Raw genomic sequence first — 14,115 nt, forward strand, 5'->3', positions numbered from 1 at the left:
AGCAGCGGCAATGAGACACAGGAGGTTGCCGTGCCGTACCCGGCCGACCGAGAGCGCGACCGTCCGTGGGTGATGCGGACCTACGCGGGTCACTCCAGCGCCACCGCCTCCAACGCGCTGTACCGCCGCAACCTGGCCAAGGGCCAGACGGGCCTGTCCGTGGCGTTCGACCTGCCCACGCAGACCGGCTACGACCCGGACGACGAGCTGGCCAGGGGCGAGGTCGGCAAGGTCGGCGTGCCGATCAGCCACATCGGTGACATGCGTCAGCTGTTCGACGGCATCCCGATGGGCGAGGCGAACACGTCCATGACCATCAACGCGACGGCCATGTGGCTGCTCGCGCTGTACGTGAGCGTGGCCGAGGAGCACGGCGCGGACCGCGCGACCCTCGCCGGCACCACGCAGAACGACATCATCAAGGAGTACCTGTCCCGCGGCACGTACGTGTTCCCGCCCGGGCCGAGCCTGCGGCTGATCACCGACATGGTCGCGTGGACCGTGTCGAACGTGCCGAAGTGGAACCCGATCAACATCTGCTCGTACCACCTCCAGGAGGCGGGCGCGTCGCCCGTGCAGGAGATCGCCTACTCGCTGTCCACCGCGATCGCGGTGCTGGACTCGGTGTTCGACTCCGGCCAGGTGCCCGAGGAACGGCGCGGCGAGGTCGTCGCCCGCATGTCCTTCTTCGTCAACGCCGGCGTGCGGTTCGTCGAGGAGATGTGCAAGATGCGGGCGTTCGTCCGGCTGTGGGACGAGATCACCCGCGACCGGTACGGCATCGTCGACGCCAAGCACCGCCGGTTCCGCTACGGCGTGCAGGTGAACTCGCTCGGGCTGACCGAGGCGCAGCCGGAGAACAACGTGCAGCGGATCGTGCTGGAGATGCTGGCCGTGACGCTGTCCCGGGACGCCCGGGCCCGCGCGATCCAGCTGCCGGCGTGGAACGAGGCGCTCGGCCTGCCCCGGCCGTGGGACCAGCAGTGGGCGCTGCGGATGCAGCAGGTGCTGGCCTACGAGACGGACCTGTTGGAGTACCAGGACATCTTCGAGGGCTCGCACGTCGTGCAGGCCAAGGTGGACGAGCTCGTCGAGGGCGCGCGGGCCGAGATCGACCGCGTGCAGGCGATGGGTGGTGCGGTCGCGGCCGTGGAGTCCGGGTACATGAAGTCGGCGCTGGTGTCGTCGCTGGCGGATCGGCGTCGCCGGGTCGAGTCCGGTGAGGACGTCGTGGTGGGCGTGAACAAGTTCGCCACCACCGAGCCGTCGCCGTTGCAGGCCGAGGGCGCGAACGCGATCGAGCAGATCGACCCGATCGTCGAGCAGCACGCGGTCGAGGCGATCCGGGCGTGGAAGGCCTCGCGGGACGACGCGTCGGTGAAGACCGCCCTGGACGACCTGCGTGCGGCGGCGAAGACGGACCAGAACCTGGTGGAGGTGACCATCGCGTGCGCCCGCGCGGGCGTCACGACGGGTGAGTGGTCGCAGGCGTTGCGCGAGACGTTCGGCGAGTACCGCGCGCCTACGGGGGTTTCCGCCGCGTCGGCGTCCGGCGAGGCGGGCGCGGAGATCGCCCGCGTGCGCGAGCGCGTGCGGGCGACCGGCGAGGAGTTGGGGGAGCGGCTGCGGATCCTGGTCGGCAAGCCGGGCCTCGACGGCCACTCCAACGGCGCCGAGCAGGTCGCCGTGCGGGCCCGCGACGTCGGTTTCGAGGTGGTGTACCAGGGCATCCGGCTGACGCCCGCGCAGATCGTCGCCGCCGCCGTGCAGGAGGACGTGCACGTGGTGGGCCTGTCGATCCTGTCCGGCTCGCACCTGGAGGTCGTGCCCGCCGTGGTCGACGGGTTGCGCGCGGCCGGGGCGGGCGACGTGCCGGTCATCGTCGGCGGGATCGTCCCGCCCGACGACGCCGCCGAACTGCGCAAGCGCGGCGTGGCCCGCGTGTTCACGCCCAAGGACTACGAGCTGACCCAGATCATGGACGAGATCGTGACCGTGGTGCGCGAGGGGAACGGGCTCTAGCGGCGGATCGTCACGTCGAAGACGCGCTCCTCCTCGTCCACCAACACCCGCGTGCCCAGGGGTTCCTTCAGCTTCACGGTGTAGGTCTCGGTCGGCTGCAGCAGGGCGCGCATGCAGTTGCCGAGGCCACCACCGACCCTCCGCAGCCCGACCACCACCGACGTCATGCCCTCGGTGACCACCGGTTCCATCACGACCGGCTCCTCGCCGGGGCACGCTGGGGACGCGTGGAACGGCACCTCCAGCTCCACCCAGTCCGAGGTGGTGGCCTGCCGCGCGTAGTCGACCTCGCCGAGCCGCCAGAACGCGCTCGGTGGGAGGGCGGGCCACGCCCACGTGCTGCCGAACACCGTCCGGAACCGCCACACGGGCAGCTCCACCGGGCCCCGGTCGGTCAGGTACTCCGCCGTGCCCGGCTCCGCGCTCACCAGCTCCAGCGGCGCGCCCTCACGGCCGCCCGCCGACATGGCGGCCACCACCTCGCGGACACCGACCAGGGGCAGCGTCGCCGGACCGTCGGGCAGCGGCACCGACGTCGGTCCCGGTGTGGGCGGCTCGACGCCGGTGAACGCGTACCGGCCGCTGTTCGCCCCGATCGCGAGCATCTTCTCCTTCTCACCGGGCGCGTTCTCGATGGGCTTGCGCGGCGAGCCGATCAGCACGACGGGCCGGGGGCCGTCCGCCACCAGCGGGAAGTCGACCGGTCCGGTGGGGGTGGCCGCGGTGGCCGGCGCGGGCGACGGGTCGGGCCCGGCCTGCGGCGGCGCGGCGTCCACCGCGCACCCCGCCAGCAGTGCCACCAGGACGAGCGTTGCGGGAAGAGGTCTCATACCCACTTGACGGTGGCGGACCGGCAAGCGGTTGTCCGGCCGGTTACGGTCGCACCATGGCCGATTACCAGCACATCCGCGTCGACCGCACGGATGACGTCGTGCGGATCACCATGGACCGCGCCGCACGGCGCAACTCGCTGTCCGCCGAGCACCTGGCGGAGTTGTTGACCGCGTTCCACGAGGTCGCCGCGTCCGACGCGGTGGGTGTGGTGCTCGCGGGCGAGGGGCCGGTGTTCTCCGCCGGGCACGACCTCGCCGACGTGGCCGCCCGCGACCTGGAGGGCGTGCGCGAACTGCTGACGCTGTGCACGGACCTGATGCGCACCATCGAGTCCGTGCCGCAGGTGGTCATCGCGCGCGTGCACGGCCTGGCCACGGCGGCGGGCTGCCAGCTGGTCGCCTCGTGCGACCTGGCGGTGGCGGCCGAGGAGGCCGGGTTCGCCCTGCCCGGCGGCAAGGGCGGCTGGTTCTGCCACACGCCGGCGGTGCCGGTGGCCCGTGCGGTGGGGCGCAAGCGGTTGATGGAGCTGGCGCTGACCGGCGACCCGGTGGACGCGCGCACGGCCGAGCAGTGGGGCCTGGTGAACCGCGTCGTGCCGCTGGCCGAGCTGGACGACGCGGTGGACGACCTGATGCGCCGGGCTACCCGCGGCAGCCGGGCGAGCAAGGCGTTGGGCAAGCAGACGATCTACGCCCAGCTCGACCGGCCGGAGGCCGACGCCTACGCCATCGCGGTGGAGGTGATGGCGGCGGCGTCGCAGACCCCGGCGGCCAAGGAGGGCATGTCGGCGTTCCTGGAGAAGCGCGCGGCCGTCTGGACCGACTGACGGTGGCCGACTGACGGTGGTCGACTGACCGTCCCGGCTAGCGGGCCAGGTCCAGCACCAGGGAGCCGACGGCGAGGGCGAGGAACGCGCCGGGGAACGTGACGGTGCGCCAAGCCCCTGCCCGCGCGTGGGCGACGATCGCGCCCACGAAGAACGCCACCAGCCCGATCGCCGCCGCGATCCCGATGACGTGCGCCCCGAACAGACCGAGGAGCAGACCGACCGCGCCGGCGCCTTTCACCGCGCCCAGCGCGGGCACCCACGACGGCGGCACGTCGACCGCGGCCGAGTTCGCCATGACGAAGTCCGCCCGCAGGAGGTCGGCGACGGCGAAACCGCCGTTGGCCAGGATCGCGAGGACGGTGACGAGGACGTGCGCGGTGGACATCGACCCCTCCGAACGGACGTGCGGTGAGCAGGCGGACGCCTACTCACCCGACGTGCGGACCGCGCGGGAGGTGACCGCCGCGCTCTAGGGCTGCGCGTGCTCGTGCAGCAGCAGGAGCGTGTACGCGGCGATCGACTGGGCGTCGGTGATCTCGCCGCGCGCGACCATCGCCTCGAACTCGGCTCGTGGGAACCACGCCGAGCGCATGTCCTGCTCCTCGTGCTCGCGCTCGTGGAAACCCTCGCTGAGCTCGGTGGCCAGGAACACCCGGCCGCGTTGGCTCGACATGCCCGGCGCGACGTCCAGCACGCCCAGCTGCACCAGCCGACCCGCCCGCAGCCCGGTCTCCTCCCGCAACTCGCGCTCGGCCAGCGCCACCGGGTCCGCGTCGGCGCGTTCCGGCGCGGTGCCCTGCGGGAACTCCCAGCGCCGCATCCCCAACGGGTAGCGGTACTGCTCGACGAGCCGCAGCCGTTCGCCGTCCATGGGGATCACCAGCGCGAAGTCGGGCTTGTCGACCACGCCGTAGATCCCGGTGGTCCCGTCCGCCCGCCCGATGGCGTCCTCCCGGACCACCATCCACTGGTTCGCGTACACCTCACGCGATCCGAGGGTTTCCACGATCACTCTTCTCCCTGTGCCGGTTGTCCCTGCGCCGACGATCCCGGGCCGGATCGCGACCGGGCCAGTTCCGATCGACGCCGCCCGTAGGCGAAGTACACCACCAAACCCGCGGCCGACCAGATGCCGAAGGCCGACCACGTGGCGGGCGCCAGGCCCGCCACCAACAGCGCGCACATGCCCAGGCCGAGCAGCGGCACCACCGGCACCCACGGCGTGCGGAAACCGCGCGGCAGGTCCGGCCGGGTGCGCCGCAACACCAGCACACCCACGTTGACCAGGCTGAACGCCACGAGCGTGCCGATGCTCGTGGCCTCGGCCAACTGCCCGAGCGGCACCAGCGCGGCCAGCGCCGCGACCACCACGCCGACCAGCACCGTGTTCACCGTCGGCACCCGCTTCGCGCCGACCCGGGCGAACACCCGCGGCACCAGGCCGTCCCGGGCCATCGCGACCAGCACCCGCGTCTGTCCGTAGAGGACGGTCAGCACCACGGACGCGATCGCGATCACCGCGCCCGCCGACAGCACGGTCGCGGGCCACCCCGCGCCGGTCACCCGTTGCAGGACCGCGGCGAGCGAGGCGTCCGAACCGGCCAGCGCGTCCACGCCCACCGCGCCGACGGCGGTGAACGCCACCAGCACGTAGACGACCGTGACGATCACCAGCGAGATCACGATGGCCCGCGGCAGGTCGCGCTGCGGGTTGCGCGCCTCCTCACCGGCCGTGGACGCGGCGTCGAACCCGATGAACGAGAAGAACACCAGCGACGCCGCACCCGTGACGCCCGCGACCCCGGCCGGGGCGAACGGCGCCAGGTTCCCGCTCTGGAACCCGAACACCGCCACCACCACGAAGAACACCAGCACCGCCACCTTGAGCAGCGTCGTCACCGTGGTGACCGCGGCGCTCTCCCGCACCCCGCCCAGCAGCACGGCCGAGGCCAGCAGCACGACCACCGCCGCGGGCAGGTTCACCACGTCACCGGACAGCGCCGCCGGCAGTTGGAACCCGAGCGTGGCGTCGAGGAACGCGTTGAGGTAGCCGCTCCAGCCGACCGCGACCGCCGCCACCGACACGCCGTACTCCAGCAGCAGGCACCACCCGCACACCCACGCGACCAGCTCGCCGAGCGTGGCGTAGGCGTAGGAGTAGGCCGACCCGGACACCGGCACCGCGCCCGCCAGCTCGGCGTAGGACAGCGCGGAGAACAACGCGGCCAACGCCGCCACCGCGAACGACACGGTGACCGCCGGACCGGCCACCGGCGCGGCGTGGCCGAGCACCACGAAGATCCCCGTGCCCAGCGTCGCGCCCACCGACAGGGAGACCAGCGGGACCAGGCCGAGGCTGCGGCGCAGCGACGTGCGCGCGCTCTCGTCGGTGAGGAGGTCGACGGGCTTGGTGCGCAGGAGCTGCCGCAGCGGTGACACGTCGGCCGACGGTACCTGCCGGTGGATCGGGGCCCGCACCCCGTAGCCTGTCGGCCGTGCGCCTCGTCATCGCTCGCTGCCAGGTCGACTACGTCGGACGCCTCACCGCCCATCTGCCGATGGCGCAGAGGCTGCTGCTGATCAAGGCGGACGGCTCGGTGTCGATCCACTCCGACGACCGCGCGTACAAGCCGCTGAACTGGATGAGCCCGCCGTGCTGGCTGATCGAGGACCCGGACGTGTGGGTCGTGCAGAACAAGGCGGGCGAGAAGCTGATCATCAGCCTGGCCGAGGTGCTGCACGACTCCAAGCACGAGCTGGGCCTGGAACCCGGCCTGGTCAAGGACGGCGTGGAGGCCGACCTCCAGAAGCTGCTGGCCGAGCACGTCACCACGCTCGGCGACGGCTGGACCCTGGTCCGCCGCGAGTTCCCCACCCCGATCGGCCCGGTCGACCTGATGTGCCGGGACGCGTCGGGCAAGTCCGTCGCGGTCGAGATCAAGCGCCGCGGCGAGATCGACGGCGTCGAACAGCTGACCCGCTACCTGGAACTGCTCAACCGCGACCCGTTGCTGGCGCCGGTGCGCGGCGTGTTCGCCGCACAGCAGATCAAGCCCCAGGCCCGCACCCTGGCCGAGGACCGCGGCATCCGCTGCGTCGTGCTGGACTACGACGCCCTGCGCGGCATCGAATCCGATGAGTTCCGCCTGTTCTAGGCGATTCCACACCGAGCGGCACAAATCCGCATTTTTCGTACCTCATCGCGTTTTGGGTAGGGCGCACCCAAAGCGACGCCATGATCCGTACTATGCGATCGTGCAGAGAGTGAGGGCGACATGCCAGTCGACTTAAAGCGTCGAGCCGAGCGCTGGACGCTCACCGCGATGATCGTGGCGACCATCGCGATCACGGTCGGAGACACGGTGGGCCTGTTCGACGACAAGGGCGGTGTCGTCGCCAAGGCGACGCTGGTCCTCTTGGGACTGATCACGGCTTTCCTGCTGTTCGAGGTGCAACGCTTCCACAAGTTCGACCAGATCGAGGCGTCACTCGCCAAGCTCGACATCGACGGCCTCGCCGCGACATTGCGGGAAAAGCATTACGCGGGTCTCACCGAAGTGCACGACGATTTCAGCGACCAGCTGTTCGGCAGGTACGTCGACGGTGCCAAGCAGGTGACGATCCTGAACACCTGGATACCCAACCTCGATGACCTGCGCGGTGATCTCGAACGCGCCGTCAAGCAGGGTGCGGAGGTGCGGATCCTGTTGCTGCACCCGGAGTCCAACGCGGTCGACCTGCGCGGTCGGGCACTCCGGGAGCGCGGTGTCGAGCGTGTCGGCGAGCCGGTGCGCAAGGGCATCGTGGATTGCCTGAACGTCCTGGGTGCGATGCACGCCGGTCTTGATCGGCCCGACCGGGCCAAGCTGCGGGTCCGGCTCTACAACTCGCTGCCTTCGGTGTCGGTGTACCGCGCGGACGAGCGCTACCTCGTGGGTATGTTCCTGCACCGGCAGCTCGCCATCCGGTCGCCGCAGTTCCGGATCGAGGGAACCGCCACCGTGCTGGGGCGGCAGATCCAGCAGGAACTCGACACGTTGTGGGAAATCGGGCGCGACATCGACCCCGGGAACTGGCAGCACGACCTCTACCCCTAGCGCGAAAGGTGTTCGCCGTGAAAGAGCTGGACCATTTCGAGGACGAGTTGATCGAACGCTTCCGGTCGCACCCGGTGCTGGCGGCGATGGACGACCTCCCCGAGCAGGACTTCCACGCCGTCCTGTTGCAGCGACGTTTCGTCTCGCACACGTTCACCAGCGCCTACGACCTGGCGATCGACCTGCTCACCGACGAGAGGGCGGTCGAGATCGCCCGGGTCATCATTCGCGAGGAGTACCCGCACGACCGCGGCGAAGCCCTGACGCCATCGCACCGGGAGGACATGAAGACCGACCTCCTCGGTCTCGGGGTGACGTGGCGGCAGTTCGTGGAGTCCCGACCGACCGAGGTCACCGAGAAGACCAACAAGGACACCTGGTCGCTGATCCTGGACGCGGGCGCGGCCGAACTCGCGAACCTGGAGTTGGTGACCGTCCTCCGGTTCTGGGGCGAGGTGCTGGTCTCCGTCGAGTACGGCCGGATGTGGCCCCGGATCGCGCGGCGACTGGTCGTGGACGGCGAGAACCGCTCCACGTTCTACTACCCGCACTACAAGCACGACGCGAAGACCCACCCGTTGGCGGACGCGTCACCGTTGTCGTTGACGCACTCCGACAAGTTGGGCATGCGCCTGTCGCAGCTGGCGGACTCCCCGGCGGCCTGGGATGCCTTCAAGCGCGTCGAGACGGAGATCCTGGAGCTGAAGACCGGTTTCTACGACCAGTTCCTGCCGATGCTGGGCTGATCCACCGGTCCCTCGACCCGATTCCTGTCGGGGTCGGGCCGGTGATGTGCCGTTGCGGGATGGTGTGGTTGTCCGCATTTTGCGGGTCGGCGGTAAGCCGTTCGGGTGCGTGGCAGGCCGGATTTCGCGATATACGCTGACTTCCCCCGTCGACGGGCCTGGGAGGCGCGCGGTGCGAAGACGAAGACCCGGTCCACCGCTCCTGGTTCTGCTGGTTCCCCTGGTGGTGGCGGGCTGCGCGGCGCAGACGCCCCTGCCGTTGATCGCCGTCACGGCGTTGAGCTCCACCGCCGCCGCGGTTCCCGCCGCGCACCTCGCGGCACACCCCCTCTCCGGTCACGCCGGCGCCGAGGTCCGGCTCAGCGGCGAGGGCTATCCCGCACACGGTCGAGTGGTGTTCACCTTCCACGGCCGGCGGGTCGGCGACACCACCGCGGACGCGGTCGGGCGGTTCGCCGAGGTCGCGGTGCGCGTGCCCGATTCGTTCGGCGATTCCGCCCCCGGCACGCAGTTCACCATCGGCGCCACCTCCGGACCGGTCTACGCCGAGACGCCGTTCGTCCTCACCCGCTGACGCCCCCACCTGAGGTTTAGCCCGGGGTAGTTCAAACCGGCGGAGCGCGCCGGGGTGCACTACCGTCGGCTTGATCGGTTGTGCGGTAGTGCGCGGTGGTGTTCGGGGTTGTGCGATCAGGGAGGTGGGCGGAGGTGCCCGTACTGGCCCAGGTGGATCTTCGGCTGGACGCCGGTCCGTTGGACTACACCCTGCTGGCGGTCTACTTCGTGTTCGTCCTCGGCATCGGGTTCCTGGCCCGCCGATCCGTTTCGTCCAGTTTGGACTTCCTGCTCTCCGGCCGCTCGCTGCCCGCGTGGGTGACGGGCCTGGCGTTCATCTCCGCCAACCTCGGCGCGATCGAGCTGCTCGGCATGGCGGCCAACGGCGCGCAGTACGGCATGGCGACGGTGCACTACTACTGGATCGGCGCGATCCCGGCCATGGTGTTCCTCGGCCTGGTGATGATGCCGTTCTACTACGGCTCGAAGGTCCGCAGCGTCCCGGAGTTCCTGCGCCGCCGCTTCGGCAAGGGCGCGCACCTGGTCAACGCGATCAGCTTCGCCGTCGCGCAGGTGCTGATCGCGGGCGTGAACCTGTACGCGCTGGCGTTCCTGCTCAACCTCATGCTCGGCTGGCCGATCCCGCTCTCCGTGGTCATCGCCGCCGCGATCGTGCTGACGTACACGGCGCTGGGCGGGCTTTCGGCGGCGATCTACAACGAGGTGCTGCAGTTCTTCGTGATCGTCGCCGCGCTGCTGCCGCTGACCATCGTCGGCCTGCACCGGGTCGGCGGGTGGGACGGGCTGGTGGAGAAGGTCACCGGCGGACCGGGCGGGGCGGAGCAGCTGTCGGCGTGGCCCGCGACCGAGCTGACCGGCATCCAGAACCCGGTGCTCAGCGTGATCGGCATCGTGTTCGGGCTCGGGTTCGTGCTGTCGTTCGGGTACTGGACGACGAACTTCGCCGAGGTGCAGCGCGCGCTGTCGGCCAAGAGCATGTCGGCCGCCCGGCGCACGCCCATCATCGGCGCGTACCCCAAGATGCTGATCCCGTTCGTGATCATCATCCCGGGCATCATCGCCGCGCTGGTCGTGCCGGAGATGGTCGCGCTCAAGGCCGGCGAGGAGAGCGGCGTCGTCTACAACAACGCGCTGCCCGCGTTGATCGGCGAACTGCTGCCCAACGGCATGCTGGGCATCGCGATCACCGGTCTGCTGGCGTCGTTCATGGCGGGTGTCGCGGCGAACGTGTCGTCGTTCAACACGGTGTTCACGTACGACCTGTGGCAGGACTACGTGCGCAAGGACCGGCCGGACGAGTACTACCTGCGGGTCGGCCGGTTGGCCACGATCGGCGGCACGGTGGTCGCGATCGGCACCGCGTTCCTGGCGGCCGGTTACGGCAACATCATGGACTACATCCAGGCGCTGTTCTCGTTCTTCAACGCGCCGCTGTTCGCCACGTTCATCCTGGCCATGTTCTGGAAGCGGATGTCGGCGGCGGCCGGTTGGGCGGGCCTGGTCGCGGGCACGCTCGGCGCGGTGGCGGTGTTCGTGCTGGCCGAGGTCGGCGTGCTCGACCTGCCCGGCCAGGGCGCGAGCTTCCTGGGCGCGGGTGTCGCGTTCGCGGTGGACATCGTGGTCAGCGTGGTGGTGACCGTGTTCACCCGGCCGGTGCCGGAGGAGCGGCTGGTCGGGCTGGTGTACAGCCTGACTCCCAAGGAGGACCGCAAGCACTCCACCACCGGCGACGACGCCGGGTGGTACCGGTCGCCCGTGCTGCTGGGCATCGGCGTGCTGGCGCTGACCGCCGTGCTCAACATCATCTTCGGCTGAGGGGAGGTAGGTCGTCGTGGCGCACAAGGCCGGTCTGTTCGACCTGCGACTGGTGATCGCGGTGCTGTTCGCCATCTACGGCGTGGTGCTGCTGGTGGTCGGGCTCGGCTTCACCGACGAGGCCGACCTGGCCAAGGCGGACGGGCTCAACATCAACCTGTGGTCCGGCGTGGGCATGCTCGCGCTGTCCGCGGTGTTCGCCGCTTGGGCGACGCTGCGGCCGGTCGTGGTGCCCGACGCGGAGGCCTCGGGGAGTTGACGCCGGGGAGTTGACGCGGGTGGTCAGCGCCTCGGGTAGACCGGGTTGAACGCCTCGACCGTCCAGGTGTCGAGCCAGCGGACGGCGCGTCGGACGCGGGTGCGCATTCGGTGTTCCTCTCGTTGGTTCGGTTCTCCGGGTGCTCCGCAGGGGTTCTGCGGGGCTCGCTCCGTACAGCGCGTCGATGTTCTGAATCGTTCCCGAAGGGCGTCGTGAGGGCGGACACACGGGTGGAGTCGTGAGCACGGACACAGGGTTCGTGCCACGAATGGCGCAAGCGGTCGCTACCGTGCACTCGTGCCCCGCCTCGTCGCCCTGTTGAGCCTGATCCTGCTGCTGGCCGGCTGCGCCGGGACGGATCTGGCCAAGCAGAAGTTCCCGCGCACCACGATCCCGGCCGACGCCGAGAACGTCTCCGACCCGAGCGGGACGACCCGGACCCCGCCGCCCGCGGCCGGGCAGCCGGTCGACCCGGCGTTCGCCGCGGACAAGATGCGGCTGACCGACCCGTGCGAGCTGCTGGACGAGGACGTGCTGAAGCGGCTCGGCACGCCCGGCGACCGGTCGCGCAGCGGGTTCAGCCGGTGCTCGAACTTCATGAAGGACAAGAACGGCAAGGACCTCGCGGTCACCGTCGAGATCGGCCAGACCATGACCAGCGAGCTGAAGAAGGCCGACAAGCAGCTCGCCGGCCTGCGCAGCTACGAGCAGGTGCTGGAGAACAGCGCCTGCTTCGTCTCGGTGATCACGCAGGAGGAGCCCGGCCTCGGCATCACCGTGCAGATCGGCTACGAGGACGGCGACGCGTGCGCGCCGGGCCGCGAGGTGGCCGAGTCGGTGGTCAAGCAGGTCAAGGAGCGGTCGGCGACCCGCTCGCCCGCGAAGGGCTCGCTGATCACGCTCGACCCGTGCGCGCTGCCGGACAAGGCGGCGGTGGACGCGGGTGCCGGCGCCGATTACCGAACGTATCCGTACGGGCTGCACAACTGCGCGTGGGTGGGCAACGACCGGGAGCTGAGCCTGGCGTTCCGTGAGTCGTTCATCCCCGACGACCGCGAGTTCGACGACGGGCAGACCGAGGTCGACCTCGGTGGTGGCGTCACCGCCTACCAGGTGGCCACCACCACCTCGTTCCCGTCGTGCGAGGTCAAGTGGGTGCAGCTGGTCGGCACGGACGACGAGGGCGAGCTGGTCGAGGTCAAGTCGGCCGGGCCGAAGGACTCCGGGTTCGACCGCTGCGCCACGGCCCTGACCTTCGCCAAGACGGTGGTCGGCAAGATCCCGAAGGGCTGAACGGGGGCTGACATCACCCCCCGTTACCCGTTACTGTTCAGTAACACCCCCGCGTTCGTGCTTTGTGCTTGGAGGGCTCGATGACGCAGACCGCTCCCACCACTCCTGCGCGGGCCGACGACGAGCAGCGGCGGTTCGCCTCGCTCGACCCCCGCACGGGCGAGGTCATCGCCCACCACGCGGTGGCGTCGGAGGACGACGTCCGCGAGGCCGTGCGGGTGGCGCGGGAGGCGTCGGCGTTCTGGGCCGGGCTCGGGTTCGACGGCAGGCGCGGCCGGCTGGACGCGTGGCGCAGGCTGCTGCTCAAGCGGCTGGACGAGTTCCAGCACCTGATCAGCTCGGAGACCGGCAAGTCGGCCGACGACGCCAGGACCGAGTTGGCGCTGGTCATCGACCACCTGCACTGGGCGGCCAAGCACGCGCCGAAGGTGCTGGGCAAGCGCAAGGTCTCGCCCGGGATGCTCATGTACAACCACGCGGCGTCCCTGGAGTACCGGCCGCTGGGCGTGGTCGGCGTGATCGGGCCGTGGAACTACCCGGCGTTCACGCCGATGGGCTCGATCGCGTACGCGCTGGCCGCGGGCAACGCGGTGGTGTTCAAGCCGTCGGAGCTCACGCCGGGCGTGGGTGTGTTCCTGGCGTCGACGTTCGGCGAGGTGGTGCCGGAGTTCCCGGTGCTGCAGGTGGTGACCGGGTTCGGTGAGACCGGTGCGGCGCTGTGCACCTCCGGGGTCGACAAGCTGGCGTTCACCGGCTCGACGGCGACGGGCAAGAAGGTGATGGCGGCGTGTGCGGCGTCGTTGACGCCGGTGCTGGTGGAGTGCGGCGGGAAGGACCCGCTGATCGTGGCGGAGGACGCCGACGTGAAGGCGGCGGCGGACGGCGCGGTGTGGGGCGGGATCTTCAACTCCGGGCAGACGTGCGCCGGGGTCGAGCGGGTGTACGTGGCGGACGCGGTGTACGACGAGTTCGTCGGCCTGGTGGTGGAGAAGGCGAAGAAGCTGCGGCCCGGTGGGGAGGCCGACGCCCACTTCGGACCGATCACCATGCCCAAGCAGGTGGACGTGATCCAGTCGCACGTGGCCGACGCGTTGGAGCGCGGTGGGCGGGCGTTGGTGGGTGGGCTGGAGTCGATCAGGCCCCCTTACGTCGAGCCGGTGGTGCTGGTGGACGTGCCGGACGAGTCGACCGCGGTGACCGAGGAGACGTTCGGGCCGACGCTGGTGGTGACGCGGGTCGCGGACGCGGACGAGGCGGTCCGGCGGGCCAACTCGTCGGCGTACGGGCTGGGCGCGTCGGTGTACTCGCGCAACCGGGGCGAGGAGCTGGCGGATCGGCTGCGGTGCGGGATGGTGTCGATCAACTCGGTGCTGGCGTACGCGTCGGTGCCGGGGTTGCCGTTCGGCGGGGTGGGGGATTCGGGGTTCGGGCGCATCCACGGGGAGGACGGGCTGCGCGAGTTCACGTACGCGCACTCGGTGACGCGGAAGCGGTTCGGGGCGTTGCTGAACCCGATGACGTACGAGCGCGGGTCTCGGACGATCCGGCACGTGGTCCGGCTGGTGCGCGTCCTGTACGGCCGCTGATCACCCGCCCCGGGCCACGCTAAGGGGTTCCTCCGCTACTCCAGGTCATTGACCTGCG

General features: G+C 70.4%; 14 protein-coding genes. 10 read left to right on the top strand and 4 right to left on the bottom strand.

Annotated features, from left to right (window positions below; all coding sequences use genetic code 11):
* Nucleotides 1-30 precede the first annotated feature (30 nt).
* A complete protein-coding gene (locus tag ACYVLT_RS19255; RefSeq protein WP_461121567.1) occupies nucleotides 31-2,022 on the top strand; it encodes a protein meaA in 1,992 nt (663 codons plus the stop codon).
* Here ACYVLT_RS19255 and ACYVLT_RS19260 read toward each other — a convergent pair.
* A complete protein-coding gene (locus ACYVLT_RS19260; RefSeq protein ID WP_461121568.1) occupies nucleotides 2,019-2,822 on the bottom strand; it encodes a hypothetical protein in 804 nt (267 codons plus the stop codon). The two genes, ACYVLT_RS19255 and ACYVLT_RS19260, sit on opposite strands and share 4 nt — an antisense overlap.
* Before the next feature lie 86 nt (nucleotides 2,823-2,908).
* Between ACYVLT_RS19260 and ACYVLT_RS19265 the strand changes: the two genes are divergently transcribed.
* The gene (locus tag ACYVLT_RS19265; RefSeq protein WP_461121569.1) at nucleotides 2,909-3,682 is read left to right on the top strand and encodes an enoyl-CoA hydratase-related protein; all 774 of its coding nucleotides are present in this window, start codon (nucleotides 2,909-2,911) and stop codon (nucleotides 3,680-3,682) included.
* Nucleotides 3,683-3,719: 37 nt separating this feature from the next.
* Here the strand turns inward: ACYVLT_RS19265 and ACYVLT_RS19270 are convergent, their stop codons facing one another.
* The 3 genes from ACYVLT_RS19270 to ACYVLT_RS19280 all read right to left on the bottom strand — a co-directional run bounded on the left by ACYVLT_RS19270 (nucleotide 3,720) and on the right by ACYVLT_RS19280 (nucleotide 6,124).
* Nucleotides 3,720-4,070: a DoxX family protein gene (locus tag ACYVLT_RS19270; protein WP_461121570.1), complete on the bottom strand. Its 351-nt coding sequence runs from the start codon at nucleotides 4,068-4,070 to the stop codon at nucleotides 3,720-3,722.
* Nucleotides 4,071-4,154: 84 nt separating this feature from the next.
* On the bottom strand, nucleotides 4,155-4,691 hold the full coding sequence (locus ACYVLT_RS19275) for an NUDIX domain-containing protein (RefSeq protein WP_461121571.1): 537 nt from the start codon (nucleotides 4,689-4,691) through the stop codon (nucleotides 4,155-4,157).
* A gap of 2 nt (nucleotides 4,692-4,693) precedes the next feature.
* Nucleotides 4,694-6,124, bottom strand: coding sequence for an amino acid permease (locus ACYVLT_RS19280; RefSeq protein ID WP_461121572.1), 1,431 nt, complete (start codon nucleotides 6,122-6,124; stop codon nucleotides 4,694-4,696).
* Nucleotides 6,125-6,180: 56 nt separating this feature from the next.
* On the opposite strand from ACYVLT_RS19280, the gene nucS reads away from it, so the two are divergent.
* The 8 genes from nucS to ACYVLT_RS19320 all read left to right on the top strand — a co-directional run bounded on the left by nucS (nucleotide 6,181) and on the right by ACYVLT_RS19320 (nucleotide 14,057).
* The gene (gene nucS / locus ACYVLT_RS19285) at nucleotides 6,181-6,840 is read left to right on the top strand and encodes an endonuclease NucS (RefSeq protein ID WP_461121573.1); all 660 of its coding nucleotides are present in this window, start codon (nucleotides 6,181-6,183) and stop codon (nucleotides 6,838-6,840) included.
* Between the two features lie 120 nt (nucleotides 6,841-6,960).
* Nucleotides 6,961-7,782, top strand: coding sequence for a DUF5919 domain-containing protein (locus ACYVLT_RS19290; protein WP_461121574.1), 822 nt, complete (start codon nucleotides 6,961-6,963; stop codon nucleotides 7,780-7,782).
* A 17-nt stretch (nucleotides 7,783-7,799) separates the two neighbouring features.
* Complete coding sequence (locus ACYVLT_RS19295) at nucleotides 7,800-8,528, top strand: hypothetical protein (RefSeq protein ID WP_461121575.1); 729 nt, start codon at nucleotides 7,800-7,802, stop codon at nucleotides 8,526-8,528.
* A 172-nt stretch (nucleotides 8,529-8,700) separates the two neighbouring features.
* The gene (locus ACYVLT_RS19300; protein ID WP_461121576.1) at nucleotides 8,701-9,102 is read left to right on the top strand and encodes a hypothetical protein; all 402 of its coding nucleotides are present in this window, start codon (nucleotides 8,701-8,703) and stop codon (nucleotides 9,100-9,102) included.
* Between the two features lie 134 nt (nucleotides 9,103-9,236).
* Nucleotides 9,237-10,919, top strand: coding sequence for a sodium:solute symporter family protein (locus ACYVLT_RS19305; RefSeq protein ID WP_461121577.1), 1,683 nt, complete (start codon nucleotides 9,237-9,239; stop codon nucleotides 10,917-10,919).
* 16 nt (nucleotides 10,920-10,935) lie between these two features.
* Complete coding sequence (locus tag ACYVLT_RS19310) at nucleotides 10,936-11,178, top strand: hypothetical protein (RefSeq protein ID WP_461121578.1); 243 nt, start codon at nucleotides 10,936-10,938, stop codon at nucleotides 11,176-11,178.
* A gap of 297 nt (nucleotides 11,179-11,475) precedes the next feature.
* The gene (locus ACYVLT_RS19315; RefSeq protein ID WP_461121579.1) at nucleotides 11,476-12,471 is read left to right on the top strand and encodes a DUF3558 domain-containing protein; all 996 of its coding nucleotides are present in this window, start codon (nucleotides 11,476-11,478) and stop codon (nucleotides 12,469-12,471) included.
* 80 nt (nucleotides 12,472-12,551) lie between these two features.
* Nucleotides 12,552-14,057, top strand: a complete 1,506-nt coding sequence (locus tag ACYVLT_RS19320) for an aldehyde dehydrogenase family protein (protein WP_461121580.1) — start codon at nucleotides 12,552-12,554, stop codon at nucleotides 14,055-14,057.
* Nucleotides 14,058-14,115 lie beyond the last annotated feature (58 nt).

It is taken from the genome of Saccharothrix stipae, assembly GCF_054781895.1.

Excerpts from the sequence above, each read along its gene's own strand:
- ACYVLT_RS19320 (WP_461121580.1), top strand. The coding sequence starts at position 12,552 with ATGACGCAGACCGCTCCCACCACTCCTGCGCGGGCCGACGACGAGCAG.
- ACYVLT_RS19270 (WP_461121570.1), bottom strand. The coding sequence starts at position 4,070 with ATGTCCACCGCGCACGTCCTCGTCACCGTCCTCGCGATCCTGGCCAAC.
- ACYVLT_RS19265 (WP_461121569.1), top strand. The coding sequence starts at position 2,909 with ATGGCCGATTACCAGCACATCCGCGTCGACCGCACGGATGACGTCGTG.
- ACYVLT_RS19290 (WP_461121574.1), top strand. The coding sequence starts at position 6,961 with ATGCCAGTCGACTTAAAGCGTCGAGCCGAGCGCTGGACGCTCACCGCG.